The organism is Mesorhizobium kamtschaticum (genome assembly GCF_056174585.1).
In genome coordinates, this window is sequence record NZ_JBWBWI020000003.1 from 127,262 (window position 1) to 150,974 (window position 23,713).

The following is a 23,713-nucleotide window of genomic DNA, read 5'->3' on the forward strand; positions in this document are numbered from 1 at the left end:
CTTGATAACCAGCGGTAGTTATATCAAGCGACATAAAGCTGATCGAAATTTGGCAAAGACAGTCTCGAAAATATTGCGCATATTGCCACAATCATTCGATGCTACCTGTGAGGGCAGTCGCGAACTCTGTTGGCGTTAAGAGTTGTCCGGATGTGGGGCGGCCCGATCCCCTCACGTGGGAAGGGAGATCCCGCCGCAGAGCGAGGTTGTGAACCACGATTATTTTCGATATTTGGCCTGCCAGAAGCGCTTCGCAGCCTGCAGTGCCGTTTCGTGCTTTCGCCACGATCTTTTGCTCTCCCATCGACGATGACTATCTCTGCGTCAAGACGCTCCCAAGTCTTGTCAATTCAGACCCCCCGAGGGCAAACGTCGCCTGACACGTCCTCCCTCAACCCTGTTCGTCCACTCCACCGCCACTGCGGCCTCCTTGTGCATAGCGACCGTCATGGTCCGTTGTCCGTTCTCAATCTCAAAGGCCTCAAGAACCCGTCCCTTACTGCTTGGCAATGGCGTCAAAAGAGAGCAATCTCTCCAGCAACTGCGGCATATCCCTAAGCGGCACCATGTTCGATCCGTCAGAAGGTGCGTTATCAGGATCCTGATGCGTCTCGATGAAGACGCCGGCAACACCGACTGCAACGGCCGCTCGCGCAAGAGTCTCGACAAATTCCCGCTGGCCCCCAGACGAACTGCCCTGCCCACCCGGCTGCTGCACCGAATGGGTAGCGTCGAATACCACCGGCGCGCCGAGCGCCGCCATGATCGGCAAGGAGCGCATATCCGAGACGAGCGTGTTGTAACCGAAGGATGCGCCGCGCTCACACAGAAGCACGTTCGGGTTGCCGTTCATGGTAAGCTTGGCGAGCACGTTCTTCATATCCCAAGGTGCTAGGAACTGCCCCTTTTTCACGTTGATCGTGCGTCGCGTTTTAGCAGCCGCCACGAGCAGGTCCGTCTGGCGCGACAGGAAGGCGGGAATCTGTAGAATATCGACTGTCGCAGCCACTACGGGACACTGCTCTTCGGTGTGGATGTCCGTCAGCACCGGAAAGCCGTATTCCTTTTTGAGACTGGCAAAAATCTCCATCGCCTTTGGAAGGCCGACGCCGCGCTTGCCGGACAGCGAAGTACGGTTCGCCTTGTCGAAGGACGATTTGTAAACAAGGCCGAGGCCGAACGACCTGCAGAGCTCAGCAAGCTTGCCGGCCATCATAAACGCATGTTCGCGGCTCTCCATCTGGCAAGGGCCGGCGATTAGCGTGAACCGATTCTTCTGCGAAAATACCACCTGGCCGGCACCGTTGCCGACGACGACCACCGAATTGGTCTCCATCAAATATCCTCCAAAGGGCGAACGGTCGAGAACTTCACGTCCCTTCGCCAACATTCTTTTGACGCTCTCCTGCTTCGTAACGTCACATCTGATCGGCAGAAGGGAGCCGCCGCTCACTTTTCGGACCAGAAGCATTAGCGGGGGCACAGTGCTCCCTGTATATAGTCATGCCTCCCCTTCTTCATAAGTTTAAACGAAATGTGAAAGAGAATTTAACGTGCAATAGAAGGAAAAAACGATAAAGATAAATGAGGCCCTCAACGGAATTCTCTGAACTATGAAGATTATTTTCTCTAGACACGGAAATACTTTTTCAGCCGGCGCGGAAGCAATATGGACGGGTGGCCAAGCCGATCCTTCCCTCGTCTTGGAAGGGGAACGTCAGGCCCGACGACTCGGGACGGCACTGCGGGGCGCAAGGCGCATACCATCCACTGCTTTTTGCAGTCCTTTGCGAAGAACAAGCGCTTATGCAGAGATCGCTTTGGCGACCTCTGGTGCAAGGCGGCCTCCCGTCCCCGACTCGAGACTCGCCGAGATAGATTATGGCGACTGGGAAGGCCTCTCCAATATTGAAGTGGTCCGTCGTTTTGGCGCCCGTAATTTCTTCGACTGGTATCGGCGCAGTATATGGCCCATATCGAACTGGAAGACGGAACAGAATGTTTATTTTGATGCGATCGATAGCTTCCTTATGGATCTCAAGGGCTCCTACAGACCCACCGAAACCATCCTCGTGGTCACTGCTCATGGGCCTCTCAAGTGTATAGGACGGCGCCTTATGGGAAGATTCGGAGATTTTTCGGTAGCGCAGTTGGCCCGAGTTGATACTGGCAACATCTGCGAATTGGAAATGGGGGATGGCTTCATCCGACCGGTTACCTGGAATGAGCCTCCGGGGATCCTGCTTCCATCGGCTTAGCCAAAATGAAGTGCCAAGATTATCTCGCGAAATGAGAGCCGACCGGCGGTAGCTGCCTACTCTCGACAGCCGGGCAAGCGACAACTTGTCGACATAAAATCTCACCCTAGTAGCAGATTCTTGGCGCTGTCTTACGAACCCCCTCCGAAGGGTAAGAACTGACGGCTTACGAGAATTGCAGGTAGGGCGCACTCCGAGGGGTGAAAGCGGCCGGTTCTTGCCCCGCATTCCAGCGCACAGCACGAGGAGCTCTCCAGAAGCGGCCCATCGGTCGTTGAACCCCTCAGAGGGAAAGGAGCAGAAAACGAATGCGCCCATTCGAGGGCGCGCGAAAACACCCGGATTTGAGCAGCGGCAATTGCCGGCCAGGGTGGACTTAGCCAAAGTCTGCGGCCTTACCAGCACCCAGGAACGCAAACGGCTATGGCTCAGATTAGGACCAAGGCTTTCAGGCTTTTTCATTTTGTCCTCCTGATAGAGTCTCAGTTTCGGCCATACACTGGGTAGCGTTCAGGCCGAATTTCCCCCCCCGGCTCTTCCCACACCTCGCCCACAGACCCCCCGCAGCGCATTCCGCTATTCGTTTCCACATCTCTTCGGAATAGAAGGCCGATAAAGCGACCAACTGTATCCTCGACAGACAAGACATCGCCACCATCGCGGAGAAATATCTGGACGGCGTCACTTGGGCTGGCGTTGTCCTGAATTGCGTCCGGGGGCCGCTGGATGTACGGATCCACAGTCGCTTCCAACTCCAAATGCTGCGCTCGCATTAAATCGCCCGCGATTATTCGCGGGTTGATCACACCAATGATTTTCTCGTCGCCACCTAGCACAACAGCCACTTCTGCGCCCCGCCCCGCCCCGCATATAGTCACGAGCACCTCCGCGAGCTGTGTACCGGGACGCAAGACTGGGATAGTTCCTAGCGGCCACATGAAGTCACTCACTCGCGCGAGTTTTCTGCCAAGACTTCCGCCTGGATGGAAGCGTGCAAAATCGCGTTCAGTGAATCCGCGGCGCTCCTGTATGATAAGCGCTAGGGCATCGCCGAGCGCCATCATTGCAGTAGTGCTAGTGGTCGGTGTAAGTCCTAGGGCGCAGACCTCCTGCACCGACCCGATATCGAGCACGCGATGCGCTACTCGCGCTAGCGAAGAGTTCGGGCGCCCGGTTATCAATGCGATGAGTACCGGCTGCTCCTTCAAAGCCCACACGACCTGTCTGAGTTCTTCGGTTTCGCCCGAGTTTGACAGGGCAAGAAATACGTCACCTGCACTAACACGCCCGAGGCTGCCATGAAGGGCGTCAAGTGGATCAAGTGAAATCGAGCGCGTACCCGTCGAGGCAAGCGTTGCCGAGATTTTTTTGCCGACAAGACCTGATTTGCCGACTCCCGAAACGACGACCAGAGCGGGTGTTGAGAGTATGTGCTCCGCTAACATACAAATCTGTTCATCGAGGCGGGCCGCCACTAATTCGAGCGCTTTCGCCTCACGGCGGATTACCTCGCGCGCTCTGCCGAGCATTTGTGGCCTATCTGCACAAGTTCTCTTTGAGTAAGGGGTATTCGTCTGATTTCGACCGCTCATGATCCTGGGCACCTGGAATATTTACGTCGATCACGAACACCATAGTCACCTGTGGGTCAGCGGTGTGTGTTATTGTTGTGAATATTTGTTGCTTTTTTATTTTTGGCCCACACGAGAGCCTGCCCCCGGAACTCGGGGCTGAGCCGGAAGCGGGTCGGCTTTGTCCATCGTGATTCGCTGGTCTAGACTTGAGCGAGATTACGGCACGGGTTGGACGAAGGCCGTCCACCGGAAATATTGTCCAAGGCAGTGGGTACCAATACGTTGACGAATAGAGATCCGCAATTCGCGGCTCTTTATTTTTGGGCTTCGGCGGCCTGGGCGATGCTTGGACGAGCTTTTCGACTTTCTGAGAAACTGTTTCCTTGAGACGTTCAGCGCTAGGTTTCAGGCTTTCTTCGGCAACCTTAATCCGCGCGTCGATAGCCGCTACGTCCGGTGTCGCCTCCGCTTCGTTTCCAGATCCGCCACTCGACGCCGCTTTAGCGCGTTTCGGTTTCGGCAGGCTAACTATGCGATTCACGGTGCGAGCTGCGGACTCCTTTGTTGCCGGCGCCGGTATCACGGTCGCAGCGATAGTTGGCATCGCCTCAGCGCCATTAACTGGTGATGTCATTCTCTTTTCGAAATCAGCCATCCCGGCAGTCGGGGCACCGACATCTTCGGCGCGTTGGCCTGCCCGGTTGTAATCGTCGGTCAAAGCCGGAACCGGCTGTACCGGGAGGTATTCGATCGGTGGTATATCCGGGGTGTGCGCCTGCGAAAACGCCCCTGCGGACTTGAACGGCTGTGTCTCGAAAAAGCGCAGCTTGTCGCCGAGGATCGGGCGTTGGCCTTCAACAAGCAGTACCATCTTTCTCTCCGGCATCTGTCGGAGTTGACCTCACCGAGATTGCGTCGGCCGCTATAAAACGGGCTTTCCAGCACATAGCTGATAGCGCCTGCCAATGACCTGTTGAGCGGTCACCTGCCACACCGAGTTTTCGGATTCGGTATTTTCTGGAACGTGAATGCTTGCCGTGTTCTGGATATCGGTCGTGCGATTTCTACGTTCCTTGCGAATGAAGTCGAGAGGATTGTAGCGGTTCGTCCGCTCCGCACCTGGCGCGAAAAGGAAGACCTGACTGCCGTTGCGCCGGCGATATCCCCAAGGGCCTCCCCGGCCTGTCGCTGATGGTGCAGGAGACCTTGGAGCGCGATCCGCACTTACGTGTCGGTCATGGTTATGTGGCGGCGCGGTCCCGAAGCGGTTAATTCCGCGGGGATCGAGAGCTTTGCCGCCACATAATATCTCATCACTTTCTCCTTCGGGCTTAGGATTTCCCTGGCATTCCCGTGACGGAGAGAGTGTAAAGTTGAGGCTTTATCTCAAATATCCGAGTGTTCTCAGACGGCACTTGGTGAAGAGATGGATCGCATTGCGGCGCCTTTCTCCCAGGTCGGTTACAAGCACACCTCCGCCGAGGTCTGTATCAGTCGGCTTGCCAGATTCGGCGATTTCGCGGCCGTCAGCGCCAGAAGGGCGACGATCGAACAGGATATAATCGATCGCGTCGTGCATAGCTTCCGGACAGCAACACCACCTATAGCGGCTCGAGCCCGCCGCATTAACCCACGTTTACAATAAATTCACGCAATCTTCACGACCGCAAGTCGCCGGCGATGATAACGTCATGACAAGTTCTGAGATTAGGCGCGTCAAAAGGAGCTGACGTAGATTTAGGCTTCGGACTTAGGCACAGCATGCAACTCGGGATCAGCAGCCAAATGGCAAAAAGAGTTCTTATTGTGGATGGTAGTCGCGATGTTGCCTAAGTCATGACGGCGCGGGACGGTGTACCCAGATCGATAGTCACAAGGCAGTCGCCAGCCCAAGGCATCGCTATGTATTCCGGCGGTGTGTTGGTCCTCTGCGTCATGGACGCCATGATTAAATGGTTGTCGGCCGACTATTCGATCGCTCAGATTGTATTTTTTCGCGCCGTTGTGGGGCTTGTTCCGACGTTGGCGATGCTACTGAGGCCGCCCGGACTGGTTTCGTTGAAAACCCGCAGGGTCGGCGCGCATCTGCTGCGCGGGCTTGTCAGCCTCGTCGGCATGTTCGGCTCTTACTGGGCCCTCGCGGTGATGCCGTTGAGCACCGCGTACGCCATCGGCTTTGCCGCGCCAATGTTTATTACTGCCATGTCGGTGCCAATTCTGCACGAGAGCGTGGGCTTAAAGCGCTGGCTGGCAGTGCTTGTTGGGTTTGTAGGCGTCCTTATCATGATCCGTCCGGGCGTCGATGGCGCGTTCGGCGGAGGCGCCATAGCCCTTATCGCCACCGCTGCGCACGCCCTCTCAATGGTGATGGTCCGTCTTTACAGTCGCACCGAGAGCAACGTTGCGATGATCTTTTACGGCAACATCGTTATCATAGCCGCAACCGGTGTACAGATGCCCTTCCACTGGCTGACGCCGGGGTGGGGGGACAGCGGCCTTCTTGCCCTCGTCGGCCTCCTCGGTGGCGTCGGTACTCTTATGATGGCGCAGGCGTACCGCCTTGCGACACCATCGATTGTGGTGCCGTTCGAGTATACAGGGATGATATGGGGCGTTGCGCTAAGTTTTTTTATCTGGGGTGTTATACCTGACCAGTGGACTTGGATCGGGTCGCTCGTTGTCATCGGTAGCGGCCTTTACATCCTGCACCGGGAGATGAAAAGCCTGAGCACTGCCTTCGCCACTTGGAAATTTCGCTGACTCGCCCGGCGAAAATGGGGTTCAGCCTCATAAGCGAAAGTGAACAGCTTGTCCCCTCGGGTTGTCACGCTTGTTAGAATCGCAAAGGACTACGGGACTCACGGCGGCGAGCATCGCCAGGGTTTTGGAGGATCTTGGCCATGTCCGAGACGACGAGGCGGTCAGCGACCTGGCAGATGAGCTTCGGCAGCTTGCCGTCAGCGCCGGCACCGTCGGGATGCTGACCGGCGCGTTCATAGCCGCCGTACGACATGGCTTCGGACGCACGGTCGGAGCCTGGCTCGCCGACGCTCTGCTGGCGCAGCGGCTGGGTTGGCCGCAGGCGATGCCATTGATGGGGCGCGGAGGTGGCTTTGGGCTCAAGTCCCGGCCGCTCCCGCCGTTCGTCAACTGCCATTGCGGCGGCGAGCACCGAGGATGAAGCCGACCGTGCGAAGGGTCTGCTCGTGGCTCAGGCGCGCGCAGAACTGCGGGCAATTGATCTTTCAGCCGAGCTCGAACGTCGGGCAGGCCGGCTGCTTGCCGTTGCCCGAAACTCAGGGCCAAGGCAGCGGACACTGTTGTCGAAAAGCTCCTGTCCGACGACGCGATCTTCGCCTCGGAAAAGATCGCAGGCATCAGCGATCGTGGGCTGCGTCGCCTGTTCGACCGGCTGGTCGAACTCGGCGCCGTCCGCGAATTGTCAGGCCGATCGACCTTCCGCAGCTACGGGCTCTGACGACCATGGCGGAGGCTGTGCGCAGGCGAGGGGGAAGCCGGTCAGGTGACCGTCGATCAGCTGACCGGCTGCTTGAACCGGGAGCTGGATCACCTGCCGCCGGGGGTGCGCTGGCGCGAATGGATGCATCGCGTCGAGGCGACGATCTTCGCGGCAAGCGAACCGGCCGGCCGGGCGACGCTGGCACGCATCGTCGGCAAAAGCTGCAACATCGATCTGATCATCGATGACATCCGCGAAGAGCTGCGCGGCCGTCCCTACGACTTGGTCGCCGTCGCCGGCGTCACGGTCTCTTCGGATTTTTCCGAAACTCCTTTGACATCGGCTAACGCCGATGGCGGCCGTCGATCCAAAATTTCGCGAGCGCCGAATGACCGGATCCGCGCCAAAGAAAAGGGCGGCATTGCTGCCACCGTTCGGAGATTGTTGAAATGCGTGGACCTTAGAACCCCATTCCACCCATGCCGCCCATGCCGCCGCCGCCCATGCCGCCAGGCATGCCGCCGCCAGCCGACTCCTTCTTCGGAGCCTCCGCGATCATGGCTTCGGTGGTGACCAGCAGGCCGGCGACCGAGGCCGCATCCTGGAGAGCCGTGCGAACGACCTTGACCGGATCGACGATACCCATGGCGATCATGTCGCCATACTCGCCGGTCTGGGCGTTGTAGCCGAAGGTCGCGCCCTTGTTCTCGAGGATCTTGCCGGCAACGATCGATGCTTCGGCGCCTGCATTCGCGGCGATCTGGCGGGCCGGAGCCTGCAGCGCGCGACGCACGATGGCGATGCCAGCGGCCTGGTCGGCATTGGCGCCGGTGACGGGGATGGCCAGCGAGGCGCGGAGCAAGGCGACGCCGCCACCGGGTACGATGCCTTCTTCGACGGCCGCGCGGGTCGCGTTGAGGGCGTCATCGACGCGGTCCTTCTTTTCCTTGACTTCCACTTCGGTCGCACCGCCGACGCGGATCACCGCAACGCCGCCCACGAGCTTGGCGAGACGTTCCTGCAGCTTCTCCTTGGCGATGTCATTTTTTGCGAGCTTCTTTTCGGAAAGGGCGAGCCTGGGGCGACAGCATGGCGAATCCCGTTGCTTCGCCATGCCGCAATTCGAAGAACTTCCGCCACGTCATTCAGCGCGTCGGGGGTAGAGAGAGGTCGAAGCCGAACCATTGCAGGCTGAGCTTCTTCAATGTGCCGTCACTGACCGCGCCGGCTATCGCCTTGTTGAATGCCTCCACCAGGTCGCCATCATCCTTCCTGATGCCGATTCCAATACCGGGTCCCCACGTCCCCCCAAAGAGTTGCGGACCATAGAAAGCCGCGTTCTGGCCGTCCGGGCTGTCCAGAAACAGCTTCCAGTTGGAGTAATCCGCCAACCCACCGTCGATCCGGTCGGCGGCGAGATCTAACTTCAGGTTCTCCAGGGAGTCGTAGCTCCGGATCGTCGCCACCTTGCCGAACAGGTCGGTCAAGACTGCCTCGGAGTTGGAGGAGCGCAGCACCAAGGGTTTTCCCGGTCAAGGCCTCCTTGAGCTGGTCGAGGATCGCCTGTTTGCCAGCGTCCATTCCCGTGAGATCGAGCTTCCGCGTTATGTCAGTTGGCGGCAGTTTCAGATCCCGACGCATGACGATCTGGTTGGTGCCGACAGCGTAAGGCTCCGAGAAGGCTATGGTCTTCTTCCGTTTTTCGGTGATGGACATCCCGGAAATAATTGCGTCGTATTTTCCAACGGTGAGCGCAGGGATGATCCCGTCCCAATCCTGCGCCACAAATTTGCATTCAATGTTCATGCGGCGGCACAATTCCTTGCCGACGTCGATGTCGTAGCCGACGAGCTGGCCGCTGGCATCGATGGAGTCCCATGGCGGGGACGCGCCCTCGGAGGCAATCGTGATCGCGGTTCGGGTGCCGGCGTGCGCACTTATTGTCCACAGCATGGCTGCGGCGAAGGCGATCGGAAAAAGACGTCCAGGCATGGCTATATTCCCCTTTTCTGGTTGAGTTGTCCGTTGATGTCTCGGGCCGCATAGACCCGCGCCAAGTCCGGCTGTAGTCCGCAATAGATGCCGACAGCATCGGTGCGCCAATGCATGGCCAGTTCGGCGAGATCGATGTGTTCGCCGCCGGCTGATCCGAGCAGGACCGCCTCGTCGCCGAAGGCCGCGTCCGGGACGCGGGACAGATCCACGCGCACATGCTCCAGGTGCGGGGGAGCAAGCAGCGGGACTCGCTTCCCGCGGATGATCGCGCTGGCGCCAAACGGCAAATCCCTCGGCAGGCCGTGTCCCCAGCCGATCCCAAGCACACCAATCCGCATGTCGGGGCTATAACCGGGGAGATCAGGTGCGGGTCCAATGCTGGCGTCGGCCTGCTTCACTGAGACGAGCCGGGCCTTGATCGCGTGAAGGGCCGGCCTGAGGGCGAGTGGGCGTACTTCCGAGGTCACCGCCCAGTTATCGAGCTCGGATATGCTCGAAAAGGTGATTGTAAGATCCTGCTCCGAGACGGCGCTGGCCCATTGGGGATTTATGCCCGGGTAGAGGAGAATTGGGGGCCGGGGAGCCCGTGTGGGGGAGCATGAGATCCTATGGGGAGTGGATAGCGACCTACGTTGTGGCAAAGTGAGGTTGCTCAAAAACTCACTGGAGGAGAACCATGCATTCTGCAGCTGATCATCCAGAGGCGTCTGTCGCAATCCGCGTCAATCTTGGCGCGATTTTTGTTTCGATGGAACTCGGGAAATCGACTTGGCTAATCACATCTCTCTCGCCGGGCGGTGGAGAGAAAATGTCGAGACACGCCGTTACCGGCGGCGATATCACCGGACTGTTTGCGCGCTTTGATGACCTGCGCAAGAAGGCGCAGGCGCGCACGGGCAAGTGCTATCCGCTCGTGGTGATTCAGGAAGCTGGTCTCGACGGGTTCTGGATCGATCGGGTGCTGCGCCAGCAAGACTGGATCGAAAGCCATGTCGTCGATGCCGCTTCGATTGCCGTGTCGCGTCGGCGTCGCCGTGCGAAGACCGACCGGATCGACGGCGAGACGCTGGTCCGCACACTGATGGCCTACAGGCGCGGAGAGCCGCGTGTCTGCTCGATGGTGCGGGTACCAACGCCCGAGGACGAGGACCGTCGCCGGATCAGCCGGGAGCGCAAGACGTTGATCGCCGAGCGGATCGAGCACTCCAACCGGATCAAGGGCCTGCTCTTCAGCCAGGGAATTAGGGATTATGAACCACTACGCCGCGATCGGCGCAAGCGTCTGGATGAGCTTCGCACTGGGGATGGCCGGGCGCTGCCTGTCCGCATCAAGGCCCAGATCAACCGAGAACTAGATCGTCTTGAACTCCTGCTTGCACAGATCAAGGCCGTGGAGGCCGAGCGGGACGCGCTTTTGAGTGCGCAGATTGCAGATACGTCTATGCCGGGCGCCATGCTGCTGAAACTCAAGGGCATAGGACCAGAGTTCGCGGAGGTCCTCCATTCCGAAGGGCTGTTCCGGCACTTCGACAACCGCAGGCAGGTTGCCTCCTATGCCGGGCTCGCGCCATCGCCATGGCAGAGCGGATCGATCGACCGCGAGCAGGGCGTCTCGAAGGCGGGTAATTCACGATTACGGGTGACGATGGTCCAACTCGCCTGGCTGTGGCTGCGCCATCAGCCGGACTCAGCGCCGGCCCGCTGGTTTCGGGAACGGGTGACACGCAATGGCGGTCGTCTCAAGAAGTCCGCAATCGTGGCGCTCGCCCGCAAGCTGCTCGTCGCGCTCTGGAAATACGCGACCGCAGGCATCGTCATAGAAGGAGCGGCCATGAAGTCAGCCTGACGGCATCGAACCTGATTTCCTATCCCTGGGGCCTAATCAGCCCGACGGATCCAGGTGAACGAACCGAACAATTCCATGGCTTCCAACAACCGTGCATGAGAATGGTTTCGTTCATCTGAGCCCCGCACCCGCCGTAAGCGGGATATTGGTGCAGCCGTTGCGAGCGGCGACCGCATGTGAGGTGGACCAGGTTCGGATGGCGGACCGCGTCACGCAATCGGGCTCAGACCCTGGATACCGGACGAAATAGAGGTCTAGGATTCAATTTGACACAAAGTTCCCCATGTGAGGAACTGTGGGGCGGTTATGCGGCGAGAGCTGTTTCGTCTGGTTCGTGATTGTCGTTCGCCATACCGGGATACCATTGCTGGAAGGTCGAGCGCAGGGAGCCGTCGAGGGTCTGCGTGCGGGTTTGCAGCAGAAGATGCGCGCCGATCCTGCTCCACTGCATCTGCTGCTTTTTCGCGAACCGCTTGCTGATGACGGCATTGACGGTTGCCTCGACGAAGGCCGAGGATATCCGCTCACCGGACCGGTAGCGTTCGCCGTAGTTGATCAGGCTTGCGCTGTTGGAAGCGATGTAAGATCGGAACTCGCCGATGGCCGTCAGGAATTTGCGCATGATCGGGTAGTCCGTTTCGAGCGCTTCCGCATCGAATTGCAGGTCGCCGATTTCCTCACTGGCACGGTACGCATTGCCATGCCAGAGATGCCATTTGATCCTGCGGAGGGTTTCAAGGATGTCCTGCCCGGCCTGCTCATTATGGTTTTCGACACCCTGGCCGAATTGACGCAGGACCGTGATGCGCATGGTGATGTGGAACCAGTCGAGGACATGTTCGCTTGCCGGCGCAATCATCTCGGCAAGCGAGCGGACCTCTTCTCCTCCGTCGGTGATGAAGGTGATGTCCTGATTGGCCTGAACGCCCTGCTTTTTAAGATGGTCAAGGATACGCCGCTGCGGCTTGCGATCGTAGCCATGGACAAAACCGATGTAACGGGCATCTCCGTCCTCGGGTAAGGAGCGGCCGACGATCAGTTCGAAGTTCTTCTTTCGATCGTTGCGGTCCCGGATATACCCACCATCCAGACCGATGACGATGCGGCCATCGGGAACGGGCAGGTTCATCCAGTCGCGCGGACAGGCATCCTGCATGAAGGAAACCCGCTCTTCGGTCAGTTCCCGCTCGATGCGCCTGGCGGCCTGCAAGGCGTGCTGCCGAACCGTCGTGGCGTTGGCGCCGCTCTCGACCGGCAGCACATCGGCTAGCAGCTCGGCCGCGGCGGCATAGGGCACGAGCGATGCCCACCGCGTTTCCAGATAGAGGCGCTCGGGCGCAATGTGGTCGGGGATCAGTTTCCGGAGTGGAGAGATCGTTGCTGGACCGTTTCCGCCGACCGAGTGCGGCAGGTAGTATCGGGGGCTTTTCAGGCGGACGTCGCCAAAGAGCGTATGGAAGGTTATTGGATAACTGCCCTTGCTGCGCAGGCGACGCCCATCCAGCTCGCGGTTTTCGCTCAGCCAAAGTTCCACCTGCGTCTCCACCATCGCCTGCTGTAATTTCGTAAGAAGGCCTTTCGCCTCCAACAACGACAGACCGAGATCCTCGGCGCCCTTCGTCACCTTCACCAGATCGGCGACGGTTTCGGTTGCAATCGTCTCACCATCGTCACCCATAATCTCCAGAACCAGCCGCGCCCGCATCTCATGTCCTCGTAATGAGTTTTCCAGAATGACCGGTGTGGAAAACTGATTGCGCCCGCGACGCCCGTTTCTCCTCTTCGGCCTTGCCGGAAACACTCATAAGGACCATCAGTTAGCAATCCGAAAAACGTCTGGTAAACCGACATGGCCTCGATCCAGCGGGCCGCAAACGCCATCGCAACAGTCCTGATCCGAGCCGGAACGGCGGATATCAATCAACCGGCTGAGGGTCGAGGAGGAACTGACCTTCATCGACCATGCCTATGATGCCGGCGGAACGAAAGGTCTGTTGCTCCAGACCCTGCTCTCGACACCGGGCTGCGGGTTTCCGAGTTCACCCGCCTGCGTGTCGAGGATGTCAGCCTGACGAAGCGCGTGATTGTCGTCGTGCGCGGCAAGGGTTCGAAACGCCGCGAAATACCGATCCGGCGGGAACTGGCGCAGATGCTCCGGCTTCATATAGGCACCCGCCGCGCCGGTCCCCTTTCCAGAGCCGTGAACGTGGTGCCGGCCCCACGCCCTATACCTACAGCCGCCAGCGCATCGGCCAGATCATCCGCCAGATTTCACGGAAGGCCGGGATCACCAAGCGGGTCTATCCGCACCTGCTGCGCCACACAACGGCGACGAAACTATTGTGGCTCGGCATGGACATTACCGATGTGCAGCGCTTTCTCAGCCACGAGAACATCGAAACACCCGCTATTACGCCGAAACCACGGCCGCGACCTTGCGCCGGAAATTCGATCAGGTCACGGATCCGACCGAGCGGGCACTGCGTTCGGGAATCCGGCACAATCGTGGTGATGATGCCGCACCTCATGGCGACCGACCTGCTTTCGAAAGATCGAAGTGTAAGGCCTGTCACATCTGCTGATGCATAAGGTTGAGATGTTCGCCTTGCCGCAAACGCTCATTCGCTTTCCGGCGCTCGAAGTGCTCTCCCAACCAGCTTGCGCGCTCCTTCAGTCTATCCAGCGAGGCGCGCAGTTCGTCCGCACGATCAGGATCGTCCAGCGCTGCGAGGGATTTCGTTTCGGCCACTTCCTGCAGAAACTCCGCCGCACTCTCCAGATCGTCCATCATCTCATAGCCGAAGGCGTTGTCCTGCCGCCACATCCAGCCTTCCGGCCCGCCGCAATCCTCCTGCGGGCAGATGCCGTCTCCTCCCGTGCAGGCCGGATAGCGAGTGCCCGGTTTGACAGGCCGCCGTTCCTCAAGCCGGATCTCGTGTTCCCACGGAACGTTCAGATCGTACTCGTACAGGAACCGGCTGCCCTTGCGCAGCTTCAGATCGGCAAGAGCAATGGCAGGGGAGCGGGCACCCGTCTCCCACGAACCGTACCGCACCGTGTGAATGATGAATTGATAAAGGTGTATGCCTTCCCATCCCATCGCGACCTGAAGGACGCCATGAAACTCGCGTAGCGTCATCGTCGAGGGAACCTGAACCCTACGCCACACCATCGGGCTCACGTCGTGCAGCCAGATGCGGAATTGCAGGATGGAAATCACATCCTCCGAGGCTGCCGCCTCTCCGGCAGTTTTCGTCGCTGCCCGTTTTGCCCTTCTCAAATCCGCCGGTCCCGTCGAAATTCAATGGTGACGACATACTCCGGTCCAGCCCGCCCCACAAATCCTCACATGGGGAACTTTGTGTCAAATTGAATCCTAGACCTCTATTTCGTCCGGTATCCAGGGTCTGAGCCCGATTGCGTGACGCGGTCCGCCATCCGAACCTGGTCCACCTCACATGCGGTCGCCGCTCGCAACGGCTGCACCAATATCCCGCTTACGGCGGGTGCGGGGCTCAGATGAACGAAACCATTCTCATGCACGGTTGTTGGAAGCCATGGAATTGTTCGGTTCGTTCACCTGGATCCGTCGGGCTGATTAGGCCCCAGGGATAGGAAATCAGGTTCGATGCCGTCAGGCTGACTTCATGGCCGCTCCTTCTATGACGATGCCTGCGGTCGCGTATTTCCAGAGCGCGACGAGCAGCTTGCGGGCGAGCGCCACGATTGCGGACTTCTTGAGACGACCGCCATTGCGTGTCACCCGTTCCCGAAACCAGCGGGCCGGCGCTGAGTCCGGCTGATGGCGCAGCCACAGCCAGGCGAGTTGGACCATCGTCACCCGTAATCGTGAATTACCCGCCTTCGAGACGCCCTGCTCGCGGTCGATCGATCCGCTCTGCCATGGCGATGGCGCGAGCCCGGCATAGGAGGCAACCTGCCTGCGGTTGTCGAAGTGCCGGAACAGCCCTTCGGAATGGAGGACCTCCGCGAACTCTGGTCCTATGCCCTTGAGTTTCAGCAGCATGGCGCCCGGCATAGACGTATCTGCAATCTGCGCACTCAAAAGCGCGTCCCGCTCGGCCTCCACGGCCTTGATCTGTGCAAGCAGGAGTTCAAGACGATCTAGTTCTCGGTTGATCTGGGCCTTGATGCGGACAGGCAGCGCCCGGCCATCCCCAGTGCGAAGCTCATCCAGACGCTTGCGCCGATCGCGGCGTAGTGGTTCATAATCCCTAATTCCCTGGCTGAAGAGCAGGCCCTTGATCCGGTTGGAGTGCTCGATCCGCTCGGCGATCAACGTCTTGCGCTCCCGGCTGATCCGGCGACGGTCCTCGTCCTCGGGCGTTGGTACCCGCACCATCGAGCAGACACGCGGCTCTCCGCGCCTGTAGGCCATCAGTGTGCGGACCAGCGTCTCGCCGTCGATCCGGTCGGTCTTCGCACGGCGACGCCGACGCGACACGGCAATCGAAGCGGCATCGACGACATGGCTTTCGATCCAGTCTTGCTGGCGCAGCACCCGATCGATCCAGAACCCGTCGAGACCAGCTTCCTGAATCACCACGAGCGGATAGCACTTGCCCGTGCGCGCCTGCGCCTTCTTGCGCAGGTCATCAAAGCGCGCAAACAGTCCGGTGATATCGCCGCCGGTAACGGCGTGTCTCGACATTTTCTCTCCACCGCCCGGCGAGAGAGATGTGATTAGCCAAGTCGATTTCCCGAGTTCCATCGAAACAAAAATCGCGCCAAGATTGACGCGGATTGCGACAGACGCCTCTGGATGATCAGCTGCAGAATGCATGGTTCTCCTCCAGTGAGTTTTTGAGCAACCTCACTTTGCCACAACGTAGGTCGCTATCCACTCCCCATAGGATCTCATGCTCCCCTCAAAGCGATCAGCGCCACTTAACTCTATCGATTCGATAGAATTAAAAGAGAGAGCGTATTTCAAAAAACAGTCCCCAATCGGATGGAGTTTGCGGAACATCGACTGCAATTGGTTCATTCGATGCAAACTGAGACGGGTCAGGCCAATTGCGATCGCGTATCTGACGGCCAGCTTCCATCAAGCGGTGACGGACCTAGTCGAGATTACTTTTGTCAATCGTCACGGGGCCGGTGACGATGTCTGCGTCGGGCATCATGTGACTTTGTATCCGCGGGCGGTGGCGATCATGAGCCGCGTTCTGCAAAAAGCCCTGTTTGCCGGACTTTCTGACGAAGTCGTCTTCTGGCTCTGGTGCATGCCCACTATCGCGGCGGCGACCTCGCGCACCGGTGGAAGAGCAGCTTGCAGCGTTCTCGAAATTCATCCTGCGCGATGAATCCGAGGCGAACTGACGAAATTACGTCGACTCATTGGTCAGACATCGGTCGGCGCGACGACGATCGACGCGCTGGCGGGGGGTCGGCGCATTGGCCGCGATCCCCGTCGAGGTCGGGAAGTAGCCAGGACCGATCTGTGGTTGAGCGCACACCTTCGATTGTTGACCGGTAAACAGGACACATCGTAACCCGAGCCTCGGACCAGGTGGTAGGAACAGACGCTGACGCCGCGCGGTCCGGCTGCGGGCTTGCTCCAAAGAAGAGCTCGCTATGCGAAGCCTGGAGAGGAGCAGGAAGGCCCATCCTATCGTCAGCAGGCTTATCGGTTTTCCGTCGTGTCGAAAGGTAGCGTTGGTCCATGCATAGGCTACAGGCGTGCCTGCTTTGCATCGTGCGGGCCTTCCTTTTTTCGTCGGCATGCGGTGTCGCGCGGGAACTAATGCATCAGTACCAGACAGAACTCGCACCTGAGTCGAAACTGAGTCCGCTCACTATCTTGTATGTTGTCGCTGCTCCGACAGGTGAGGCCGTGTCAGTCCACAGCACCCCCTAAACACGGCGGTGGCCGTCTCGAGGCGGTGCAAATTGAAAAAGTTTGCGCATGACGAAGCTTAGGAGGTTTGACCCCAACGCGCCGTGCCGCATTCTGAGAACATTCACTATACAATATAATCGCATTGCGGCATTGATTGTCTCCGCAGGCGCAGGTGCCTTTCCGGAGTTCGTCCATTCATGTCGCCCGTCCGCAAGCCCCAGCCGCTCGATCATTCGATCCTCAATGAAATGCTGGCGCTGCACCTCCAGCAGCTTGAGATCGAGAATGGCGGAATGGAAGCCTTCCTCCCCAGGACGGGTTTGGCGCGAGGGACCTACTACACGATGCTGCGCGGTATCGGAAATCCGACCCTCAAGACAATCGAGCGCATCGCTTCCAGGCTCAATATGACCGTATTCGAGTTGCTGGGCTTCGAGATCGACGATGCGCGCAGGGCGCTGAAGAAGCGCGGCGTCGACTATGATGAGCTGACCTCTGCCATCCGGAAAAAAGATGAAGCTACCCGGCGTGTAGCGCGGCAGACCCGGTCGCAGAAGCTGTCGGGCTGAGAGAAACAGAAGGGTGCGCAACCGCAGGACACCGTCAACCACGCCGGCGAGCGCCTGGAAGGCCATACAGAAGAGCGTGGCACGGTCGGCGGGCTGGTCCGAGGTCGACCGGGAAATCGCAATCCCCCGCCGCATGAATGCGACCACGGCGGCGTCGGGCGTCAGCGCCCGCGTCCGGGGGGAATCGCGGCGATAGTCGTCCTCGCGGCGGAGATATTCCCAAGCGACGCCAGCGGCTGACGGTGGATATAACGCTGTCTTCGATGGCTTCGACGACAAGAACTCATCAAAATCGCCCGATGGTGGCAGCTATCTCGGACCTGATGGCCCGAAGGTCCAGGAGTCGTCCTCGCCTGATAACAGCAGCGCTGCGGGCGAAGGTCCCGAATGGGGCGGCAATGGAGGTTTCGTCGACACTGGAAACAATCCGGGGAACGACGCCGCGCCAGGGTACCAGGGTGATTTCGGTGGCGGTTAGCCGAGTGATCCTCCTATGGCGGCAAGGCGGCAGGTGATGCCGCAAGTTGAGCATCGCTCGCACAAAGGAATGAACGATCGCGCCGAGAAATCGCATGTGCCGCTGCGAAAACGGTAACGGGCCACGCAGGGCAGCGAATTCACCTCGAACGCCATCCAGGCATGGGCCGGGTCCGTGTCGAATGGCACTACATCGTGCCTGGCAAGCCGATGCAGAATGCCTCCATCGAGGGCTTCGACGGCCGCCGCGACGAACTGTTGAACGAGACGCTGTTCAACTCACTTTCACTGGTCCCTGGCCCCGATGGCGCGGCGACTACAACAGCGCGCGGCTCAAGTCTTCGGAATGTCGAAGCCCCCAGCCTCCTTATCCAGATATTGAAAGGTCAGGCTCGATGACGGGGAAGGTGAAGGATTGACTGGTCTGGTTTGCGGGCCGAGCTTGTCGGCCGCTCAATCGAAAGCGTCATTTGAGGCACTTGCTCCCCCGCATGCAACTGGAAGACACGCTCGTCCAGTTCCTTGTCTACTTCCGTCAGACGGTGATTGAGGCGAAGGTAGTCCGTCCAGGTCGGCGTGCGGAATGTTTCTGTCCATTGCATGGGCTTCTGAAGGTTGCGCTGGAGCGTCCAATTCCGAGCGCCGACGCGGCTGTGGACATGACGCCGCTGCCGCATGAGGTCGAGGAAGGCCTCGAGATTTCTCTCGGCTATCAGATATTCGACCTTGACCACGATCGGGCCGCTTCTCGGCTTCAAATTGAGAGCGACAGCTGGGGCGTCGAATTCCTCCAAAGGATCGGGCTCGGACTCGCGGCGCTCGCGAAGAGGAAACAGGACGCCTGCTGCGGCGACGAGCAACAGGGCTCCAGCGGAACCCTCCAGCGCCCAGGTCAGGGAATAGTTCTGGGAAACCGTGCCCCATACCCAACTGCCGGCGGCGATGCCGCCATCTATCAATGCATAGTAGATCGAGATGGTCCGCCCCACGACCCAGCGCGGGCTCGCCAGCTGCACACTCACGCCAACCCCGGACCAGGCGGTGACCCAGCCCGCGCCGCCCAAGGCGAGCGCAATTGCCGCCACCGCAATCGAAGAGGTCAGTGCCAGGGAAAGGGAGCATGCCGCACAGGCGACGCAGGAGAGCTTCATCAGCCGTTCCTGCGATAAGTTCCGTCTGAATGTGCTGTTGGAGAGGCCGGCGAAGACGGCGCCTGTGCCGAAGCCGGCCATCAGCGTGCCATAGGCGAGCGGTCCTCCCCCCAAATGATCGCGGACAACCAGCGGCAGCAGCGCGAGGATGGAGATGCTCGCAAGGCCAAAGAGGGTTCCGCGGGCGATCGCCGCCTTGATCTCCGATGACGTCGCCGTGAAGCGCAGCCCGTCATAGATCGCCGTTTTCATCGACTCACGCGGGAGAGGTGAAGAGCGAACCTTCCACTTGCAGCGCCATATGGTGCCTAGCGGGACCAGATAGGTGAGGGTGGTTACGGTAAAAGCTGCCAAAAGCCCAAACGAGGCAACCACGATGCCGCCGAGAGCCGGGCCCACGGTCCGCACAGTATTGAAGCCGACGGAGAGCAAGGTGACGGCAGCGGGAACATCGCGTCGGTGCACCATATCGCCAACCGAGGCCTGCCAGGCAGGATCGTTGAGAGCGCCGCCGCTTGCGATCAAGAAGCTGAAGCCGAGGATCATCCACGGACTGACGAAGCCCAGCGCCACGGACGCAGTGAGCATTGCAGAGGCTATCACCATAAGGCAGCGGCCGGCGAACATGACCCGGCGCCGACTGTAATTGTCGGCGAGAACCCCAGCGAAGACGGACAAGATGAAAGCGGGCAGGTTCGATGAAGCCTGCACCAGCGCAACCATCAGATCGGAAGTCGAGATCGTCGCCATCAGCCAGCTGATGGCAACAGTCTGCATCAGCCAGCCGAGACTGGAAACCTGGGTCGCGAGCCAGATCGACCGAAAGGTCGGATTCCCGAGCGGCGCAAATGTCGTTGGTGCAGCCAAATCTTCATGTGATCCAGCCACCCTACTCATTTTGCGAGCCTTTGCTTTCCGAATATTGGCAGGTGTCTCGCATGCAATCTCGACTGGATCGTGGCGGCTGGTAACTGAGAGATCATGCCAATCGCGAATTTCTTACGCGTCGACGCTCCCTGGAGCGGGACATCGAGCTCTTGCCGCCGACCAATGCCTGCACGGCGCCAGCAGGAGAGCCGGCCGATCGCAGCGGCATTGAGGAACGGAGCGGGATCCAGCGGACCAGATTGTCCCGGGGTTCTCGGCGCAATGTTTCTTCGACGACCTCGTTTGTTTCTAGGCCTTTGGCCAAAAAGGAAGTAGGACCCTTTACATCGGCGATAAGGAGCAAAGGGCATCGTCGGTTGAGCGATCGTCGCGCTTCGCGTTACAACAGGGAGAGAGCGATGACCAATTCGGAAAAATCCCCCAAGCGGCATAGCCTACCCTGACGACCTCGCGTTGCTGAAGCGGGTCTATGATCGGATCTGCGAAGAAGAGGAATCCGCGCAGGCTCTGCTGAAGCGGAGCAGCTGTCCACGCGAGCCATGAACCTATTTGGTATGGGCATTTTCGAAGAAGATGCTCTTTACAAGAGCCTGGCATAGCCAGCTAATCATTTTTTGGGCCCAAAGAGGGGATAGTCGCGAACACGGGAGGAAATGATCGATGGACTACCAACTTGGTATTGGCAATCAAGATGACGATCAGCCTTATGAGCTTACCTGTTTCGCTAAAAAGCATGGCCTGACGCTCCCGATTGCGGATGCCGTACTGTTCGCAAAAGGGCACTCTCGAACGGCGTGTGACACCGCTGCTTTGGCTTTCCTCTGCGCTGTCGCCATATACCAGGAAAGAATCGGCGCGTTAGTTTTCGTCGAGAAAATCCAAGTGGCGAAGCGCGGCGCAAGTCCGGTTTCCCTGACAGGTGTCTGATACGGCCGGTCAGGCTGCCTTCACCCATTGTGTGGCCGGCGCCTCATGCCTTTCCGTACTGGCCGGGGCTGTCCTATACGTGCTTCCAAAGCCAATCCGGCATCTCCCGTTCAAATTGATTAGGCGCTGCCGACATGACGGTCGGATTTGGCGCTCCGACATAAGCGCAAAAGCCGGCTGAACTCGCGTTTGGACGCCAAGCAGATCGTATCAACGATCGGGGGGCTCATCTCGCCAGCCGGCGGGAAGCATTAGGTTCCGCCAAAGAAGCAAAGATGGAACCTAACCAGAGTTTTGCGGCCGAGAGCCGCGTTAAGCAGACCCGCGCGGGTTCATCTTGCCTTCAACCACATCATCCAAGGTGCATAGTTTTGGGAGCCCGCATTCTCGCTTGTCGTTTCACTCATTATGCTTCATCAAAGGGCACTTTGCTGAGCGATGCCTTTCGCGAGACGCGGCCATGTTCTTTCGTTGGAAACTCACTCACCAGCGGCGTTGGATGCGCTGAGTATGTCTTGGGGAGAGTGAGGACGCTTGCAGATCTTCGACAGGATTGACTCGCTGATTGACGCAGAAGATTTCGGGGCCGCGATCGAAGAGACGCGCGCCCTGCTGCTTCAGCTTGAACAAAGGTCTGACGCGCTCACATATGCGATCGACGACTTTCTGCTCGATCTGATGACGCTGGCTTTCATTGTTGAATGTTACGGACGCGGCTTTGAACTTTTGGCGCGAACGCTTGCCCGTAGAAGACTGGCAAAGGTCAGGCTTCTGTCGGGAGGGGTCGACTCCGTCAGGCAGAAATGACCCCAAAAGCCTGATGGCTGAAGCGGCGGTCGCCCGGCGTTGCGCACAGTGACGAAGGTAATCGTACCGCCAAAAAAACAGGGCCATCGGAAAACCGAGGCCCTTTAGGTGTGAAGGTTAAAACCTCCAGAGGAACAGCTGATACGATGGAATGGGAGGAGACCATCGCGTGCATCAGCTGCAGGCTTAATGGCTAAAAGTTGTGCGATGCGCAAACACATTTTGTGCAGTGCAGCTATGCAAGAACGGTGAGGCTCCCCGCCGGCCCCAAATTTGCGCCTGGAATGTTCGTGCTGTCCGCTCTGTGCGTACCCGGCGCAATTGGCGGTCACCTGAAAAGCGTGATCTCGGCAGGGAGGCTTTGCCTCGTGCGGCTCGCAAGATTTGGCTACATAGGCGCTCGTCCAACTCCAACAAGAAGGTGAACCATCATCGCTCGATCGGCGGCTTCGATCTCGAATATGACGGTCAGCGCTTGGGTATCGCTATAGCACCATCAAGATGTGGACCGGCGCGGATTACGACATCGAGCTCCGCATGACGGTGACGCCGCTTGGAGCCGTCTCCCTGCCTCGATCATGCTCTCGACGATTTCGAGCGCTTGCGCGGTTGTCAGCGCCAAGGTGGAGGCAGCGCTAGCGACCGACATCGATCTCGGCATCGAAGGCAAGGTCACTTGAACGAAGGGCGACTCCGATCGGGCAGATGAGGGGATCGCGTTGCCCATCAATGCACTGCCGGCTTGGACAAGGGCAGCTCCCTGAGGATCTTGTCAATGATCTTGCGGAGCTGCCGCCAGGTGGAGAGGTTTCGTTCGTCCACCCGCTCCTCAATGGCCGTCATCGTCCAACCGACGCAGGCAATATCGTCCACCGCCCTATAGGTATCAGACCGCTTGATGTAGGCCGCGATGCGCGGGCGAGCATCGCCAATGTCCCTCGGGATGCTGGCAACCAGGGTTTGCGCTTCCTGATAGGCGAGCGCGATACGCTGCCGATCCTCGGTACCGCTTTCCAGGATCATGCGGCAAGTCCACATGAGGGTGTTCGATATTTCCTCGGATTCATCCCTCATTTCGGATCGGATTCCCATGAAAAGTTCCAACAGTAGCGGAGCTTGCTGCGCGTCTGGTGGTATCGCGTTCTTCCGACACGATCTCGTCATCTCCTCTGAGAGGGACCGAAAACGGAGCTCCGCACAGTTCATGCGCAAGCAAGCTGCGCCCTCAGGCGGCGCCGTTATCGCGATATCCACGTCGGCGCTTCGAGCGTTCGAGTCGCTTCGACGCGGAATCGGCATCGTCGCTGCTGTCGAATGTCTCCATCATCGATTGGCCATTCGTGCCGATCCGGCCCCAGTTGCGGATCACGGAGGCGCCGCCAAACAGGGTAGGCTGGATCGCGAGCGTATAGAAGCGCCGCATGTTCTGCGCCGGATCGATGCGGCGAAGATGAACCGAGCCTGTCTCCTCTCTCTCCATGGCCGGAGTCTCGCTTCCTTTGGAAGCGGCGTCCAACGACTTTCATGAATCGGTCCGTCGCCATGGATTCTTCATCTTGATGGATCAGTGGCACCAGCGTCAGCGCTCACGCCCTTTCGCCATTCGCGGATGATGCGTTTCATGATCGCTTTGAGCATCTCGCGGTCTTCGTTGCGACAGCGAACACCGACGCGCCCCATTTCGAGTGTCCAATCGAAAACCGAGGCTTAAACTCTTGCATTGATATCGGCGTCAGGCTCTCTCCAGACTATAAGCAAGGGTTGCTCAAGTCGCATGTGCTGCCGTTAACGCCGAAGCTCGCCGACAAGAGTGGGCTTTGTAGGAGCTGCGCTGGTCAGGAAGTTCGCCGGCGCAACAAGGCGTGGACTTCGCCTCGAACCATATCTGGGGCTTGCCG

The 23,713-nt window shown here is 59.0% G+C and carries 20 protein-coding genes and 8 pseudogenes; 13 read left to right on the forward strand and 15 right to left on the reverse strand.

The window, feature by feature from the left end; genetic code table 11:
• Positions 1-496: 496 nt before the first annotated feature.
• Positions 497-1,339, reverse strand: a complete 843-nt coding sequence (kdsA, locus tag AC0V7N_RS39650; RefSeq protein WP_496628719.1) for a 3-deoxy-8-phosphooctulonate synthase — start codon at positions 1,337-1,339, stop codon at positions 497-499.
• Positions 1,340-1,613: 274 nt separating this feature from the next.
• Here kdsA and AC0V7N_RS39655 point away from each other — a divergent pair, with 274 nt between their 5' ends.
• Positions 1,614-2,258, forward strand: a complete 645-nt coding sequence (locus AC0V7N_RS39655; RefSeq protein ID WP_496628671.1) for a histidine phosphatase family protein — start codon at positions 1,614-1,616, stop codon at positions 2,256-2,258.
• 482 nt (positions 2,259-2,740) lie between these two features.
• Here AC0V7N_RS39655 and AC0V7N_RS39660 read toward each other — a convergent pair whose 3' ends face one another.
• The 3 genes and pseudogenes from AC0V7N_RS39660 to AC0V7N_RS39670 all read right to left on the reverse strand — a co-directional run.
• Entirely contained in the window at positions 2,741-3,787 is a 1,047-nt protein-coding gene (locus AC0V7N_RS39660) for a KpsF/GutQ family sugar-phosphate isomerase (protein WP_496628672.1), read from the reverse strand.
• Between the two features lie 7 nt (positions 3,788-3,794).
• Positions 3,795-4,703, reverse strand: a complete 909-nt coding sequence (locus AC0V7N_RS39665; protein WP_496628673.1) for a hypothetical protein — start codon at positions 4,701-4,703, stop codon at positions 3,795-3,797.
• Between the two features lie 20 nt (positions 4,704-4,723).
• A pseudogene (locus AC0V7N_RS39670) lies at positions 4,724-4,997 on the reverse strand (type IV secretory system conjugative DNA transfer family protein); the annotation flags it as partial.
• Positions 4,998-5,767: 770 nt separating this feature from the next.
• On the opposite strand from AC0V7N_RS39670, the gene AC0V7N_RS39675 reads away from it, so the two are divergent.
• Complete coding sequence (locus tag AC0V7N_RS39675; RefSeq protein ID WP_496628674.1) at positions 5,768-6,592, forward strand: EamA family transporter; 825 nt, start codon at positions 5,768-5,770, stop codon at positions 6,590-6,592.
• Between the two features lie 73 nt (positions 6,593-6,665).
• Here the strand turns inward: AC0V7N_RS39675 and AC0V7N_RS39680 are convergent, their stop codons facing one another.
• Complete coding sequence (locus AC0V7N_RS39680; protein WP_496628675.1) at positions 6,666-6,989, reverse strand: hypothetical protein; 324 nt, start codon at positions 6,987-6,989, stop codon at positions 6,666-6,668.
• A 177-nt stretch (positions 6,990-7,166) separates the two neighbouring features.
• On the opposite strand from AC0V7N_RS39680, the gene AC0V7N_RS39685 reads away from it, so the two are divergent.
• Complete coding sequence (locus tag AC0V7N_RS39685; protein WP_496628720.1) at positions 7,167-7,310, forward strand: DUF1403 family protein; 144 nt, start codon at positions 7,167-7,169, stop codon at positions 7,308-7,310.
• Positions 7,311-7,315: 5 nt separating this feature from the next.
• A pseudogene (locus tag AC0V7N_RS39690) lies at positions 7,316-7,592 on the forward strand (SMC-Scp complex subunit ScpB); the annotation flags it as partial.
• 160 nt (positions 7,593-7,752) lie between these two features.
• Here AC0V7N_RS39690 and AC0V7N_RS39695 read toward each other — a convergent pair.
• The 3 genes and pseudogenes from AC0V7N_RS39695 to AC0V7N_RS39705 all read right to left on the reverse strand — a co-directional run.
• A pseudogene (locus tag AC0V7N_RS39695) lies at positions 7,753-8,337 on the reverse strand (TCP-1/cpn60 chaperonin family protein); the annotation flags it as partial.
• A 100-nt stretch (positions 8,338-8,437) separates the two neighbouring features.
• Positions 8,438-9,245: pseudogene (locus tag AC0V7N_RS39700) on the reverse strand (transporter substrate-binding domain-containing protein).
• A 41-nt stretch (positions 9,246-9,286) separates the two neighbouring features.
• Entirely contained in the window at positions 9,287-9,685 is a 399-nt protein-coding gene (locus AC0V7N_RS39705; RefSeq protein ID WP_496628676.1) for an alanine racemase C-terminal domain-containing protein, read from the reverse strand.
• A gap of 278 nt (positions 9,686-9,963) precedes the next feature.
• Here AC0V7N_RS39705 and AC0V7N_RS39710 point away from each other — a divergent pair, with 278 nt between their 5' ends.
• Positions 9,964-11,133, forward strand: coding sequence for an IS110 family RNA-guided transposase (locus tag AC0V7N_RS39710; RefSeq protein ID WP_496628632.1), 1,170 nt, complete (start codon positions 9,964-9,966; stop codon positions 11,131-11,133).
• Positions 11,134-11,437: 304 nt separating this feature from the next.
• On the opposite strand, the gene AC0V7N_RS39715 is transcribed toward AC0V7N_RS39710, so the two are convergent.
• The gene (locus AC0V7N_RS39715) at positions 11,438-12,838 is read right to left on the reverse strand and encodes an ISKra4 family transposase (protein ID WP_496628677.1); all 1,401 of its coding nucleotides are present in this window, start codon (positions 12,836-12,838) and stop codon (positions 11,438-11,440) included.
• 363 nt (positions 12,839-13,201) lie between these two features.
• Here AC0V7N_RS39715 and AC0V7N_RS39720 point away from each other — a divergent pair.
• Both AC0V7N_RS39720 and AC0V7N_RS39725 read left to right on the forward strand, forming a co-directional pair.
• A pseudogene (locus AC0V7N_RS39720) lies at positions 13,202-13,252 on the forward strand (hypothetical protein); the annotation flags it as partial.
• A gap of 167 nt (positions 13,253-13,419) precedes the next feature.
• Positions 13,420-13,722 carry a tyrosine-type recombinase/integrase gene (locus AC0V7N_RS39725; protein ID WP_496628721.1) on the forward strand — a complete coding sequence of 101 codons (303 nt, stop codon included), beginning with the start codon at positions 13,420-13,422 and terminating at the stop codon, positions 13,720-13,722.
• On the opposite strand, the gene AC0V7N_RS39730 is transcribed toward AC0V7N_RS39725, so the two are convergent.
• A complete protein-coding gene (locus tag AC0V7N_RS39730; RefSeq protein WP_496628678.1) occupies positions 13,703-14,353 on the reverse strand; it encodes an IS1096 element passenger TnpR family protein in 651 nt (216 codons plus the stop codon). The genes AC0V7N_RS39725 and AC0V7N_RS39730 overlap by 20 nt on opposite strands.
• A 414-nt stretch (positions 14,354-14,767) precedes the next feature.
• Complete coding sequence (locus tag AC0V7N_RS39735) at positions 14,768-15,937, reverse strand: IS110 family RNA-guided transposase (RefSeq protein WP_496628632.1); 1,170 nt, start codon at positions 15,935-15,937, stop codon at positions 14,768-14,770.
• 175 nt (positions 15,938-16,112) lie between these two features.
• On the opposite strand from AC0V7N_RS39735, the gene AC0V7N_RS39740 reads away from it, so the two are divergent.
• Together AC0V7N_RS39740 and AC0V7N_RS39745 are read left to right on the forward strand one after the other, a co-directional pair.
• Positions 16,113-16,460, forward strand: a complete 348-nt coding sequence (locus tag AC0V7N_RS39740; RefSeq protein ID WP_496628679.1) for a hypothetical protein — start codon at positions 16,113-16,115, stop codon at positions 16,458-16,460.
• 733 nt (positions 16,461-17,193) lie between these two features.
• Entirely contained in the window at positions 17,194-17,565 is a 372-nt protein-coding gene (locus AC0V7N_RS39745) for an XRE family transcriptional regulator (protein ID WP_496628680.1), read from the forward strand.
• A 186-nt stretch (positions 17,566-17,751) separates the two neighbouring features.
• On the opposite strand, the pseudogene AC0V7N_RS39750 reads toward AC0V7N_RS39745, so the two are convergent.
• Positions 17,752-17,844 (reverse strand): annotated as a pseudogene (locus AC0V7N_RS39750) (transcriptional regulator domain-containing protein); the annotation flags it as partial.
• A gap of 217 nt (positions 17,845-18,061) precedes the next feature.
• Between AC0V7N_RS39750 and AC0V7N_RS39755 the strand changes: the two are divergent.
• Positions 18,062-18,157 (forward strand): annotated as a pseudogene (locus AC0V7N_RS39755) (IS6 family transposase); the annotation flags it as partial.
• A gap of 15 nt (positions 18,158-18,172) precedes the next feature.
• Positions 18,173-18,330: pseudogene (locus tag AC0V7N_RS39760) on the forward strand (integrase core domain-containing protein); the annotation flags it as partial.
• Positions 18,331-18,428: 98 nt separating this feature from the next.
• Here AC0V7N_RS39760 and AC0V7N_RS39765 read toward each other — a convergent pair.
• Positions 18,429-20,090 (reverse strand): MFS transporter, encoded by a 1,662-nt coding sequence (locus AC0V7N_RS39765; protein WP_496628681.1) that lies wholly within the window; start codon positions 20,088-20,090, stop codon positions 18,429-18,431.
• A 651-nt stretch (positions 20,091-20,741) separates the two neighbouring features.
• Here AC0V7N_RS39765 and AC0V7N_RS39770 point away from each other — a divergent pair.
• A complete protein-coding gene (locus tag AC0V7N_RS39770) occupies positions 20,742-21,008 on the forward strand; it encodes a hypothetical protein (RefSeq protein ID WP_496628682.1) in 267 nt (88 codons plus the stop codon).
• A gap of 534 nt (positions 21,009-21,542) precedes the next feature.
• Positions 21,543-21,815, forward strand: coding sequence for a hypothetical protein (locus AC0V7N_RS39775; RefSeq protein WP_496628683.1), 273 nt, complete (start codon positions 21,543-21,545; stop codon positions 21,813-21,815).
• 726 nt (positions 21,816-22,541) lie between these two features.
• On the opposite strand, the gene AC0V7N_RS39780 is transcribed toward AC0V7N_RS39775, so the two are convergent.
• Together AC0V7N_RS39780 and AC0V7N_RS39785 are read right to left on the reverse strand one after the other, a co-directional pair.
• Complete coding sequence (locus AC0V7N_RS39780) at positions 22,542-22,838, reverse strand: hypothetical protein (protein ID WP_496628684.1); 297 nt, start codon at positions 22,836-22,838, stop codon at positions 22,542-22,544.
• Between the two features lie 202 nt (positions 22,839-23,040).
• Positions 23,041-23,295, reverse strand: coding sequence for a WGR domain-containing protein (locus tag AC0V7N_RS39785; RefSeq protein ID WP_258598203.1), 255 nt, complete (start codon positions 23,293-23,295; stop codon positions 23,041-23,043).
• Positions 23,296-23,713 lie beyond the last annotated feature (418 nt).

What these genes read in the sequence shown, in the direction of transcription:
- AC0V7N_RS39655 (WP_496628671.1), top strand. Translation starts at nt 1,614, where the DNA reads ATGAAGATTATTTTCTCTAGACACGGAAATACTTTTTCAGCCGGCGCG.
- AC0V7N_RS39660 (WP_496628672.1), bottom strand. Translation starts at nt 3,787, where the DNA reads ATGCTCGGCAGAGCGCGCGAGGTAATCCGCCGTGAGGCGAAAGCGCTC.
- AC0V7N_RS39665 (WP_496628673.1), bottom strand. Translation starts at nt 4,703, where the DNA reads ATGGTACTGCTTGTTGAAGGCCAACGCCCGATCCTCGGCGACAAGCTG.
- AC0V7N_RS39675 (WP_496628674.1), top strand. Translation starts at nt 5,768, where the DNA reads ATGGACGCCATGATTAAATGGTTGTCGGCCGACTATTCGATCGCTCAG.
- AC0V7N_RS39680 (WP_496628675.1), bottom strand. Translation starts at nt 6,989, where the DNA reads ATGGCAGTTGACGAACGGCGGGAGCGGCCGGGACTTGAGCCCAAAGCC.
- AC0V7N_RS39710 (WP_496628632.1), top strand. Translation starts at nt 9,964, where the DNA reads ATGCATTCTGCAGCTGATCATCCAGAGGCGTCTGTCGCAATCCGCGTC.
- AC0V7N_RS39715 (WP_496628677.1), bottom strand. Translation starts at nt 12,838, where the DNA reads ATGCGGGCGCGGCTGGTTCTGGAGATTATGGGTGACGATGGTGAGACG.
- AC0V7N_RS39735 (WP_496628632.1), bottom strand. Translation starts at nt 15,937, where the DNA reads ATGCATTCTGCAGCTGATCATCCAGAGGCGTCTGTCGCAATCCGCGTC.
- AC0V7N_RS39745 (WP_496628680.1), top strand. Translation starts at nt 17,194, where the DNA reads ATGTCGCCCGTCCGCAAGCCCCAGCCGCTCGATCATTCGATCCTCAAT.
- AC0V7N_RS39765 (WP_496628681.1), bottom strand. Translation starts at nt 20,090, where the DNA reads ATGAGTAGGGTGGCTGGATCACATGAAGATTTGGCTGCACCAACGACA.
- AC0V7N_RS39770 (WP_496628682.1), top strand. Translation starts at nt 20,742, where the DNA reads ATGGACTACCAACTTGGTATTGGCAATCAAGATGACGATCAGCCTTAT.
- AC0V7N_RS39780 (WP_496628684.1), bottom strand. Translation starts at nt 22,838, where the DNA reads ATGATCCTGGAAAGCGGTACCGAGGATCGGCAGCGTATCGCGCTCGCC.
- AC0V7N_RS39785 (WP_258598203.1), bottom strand. Translation starts at nt 23,295, where the DNA reads ATGGAGAGAGAGGAGACAGGCTCGGTTCATCTTCGCCGCATCGATCCG.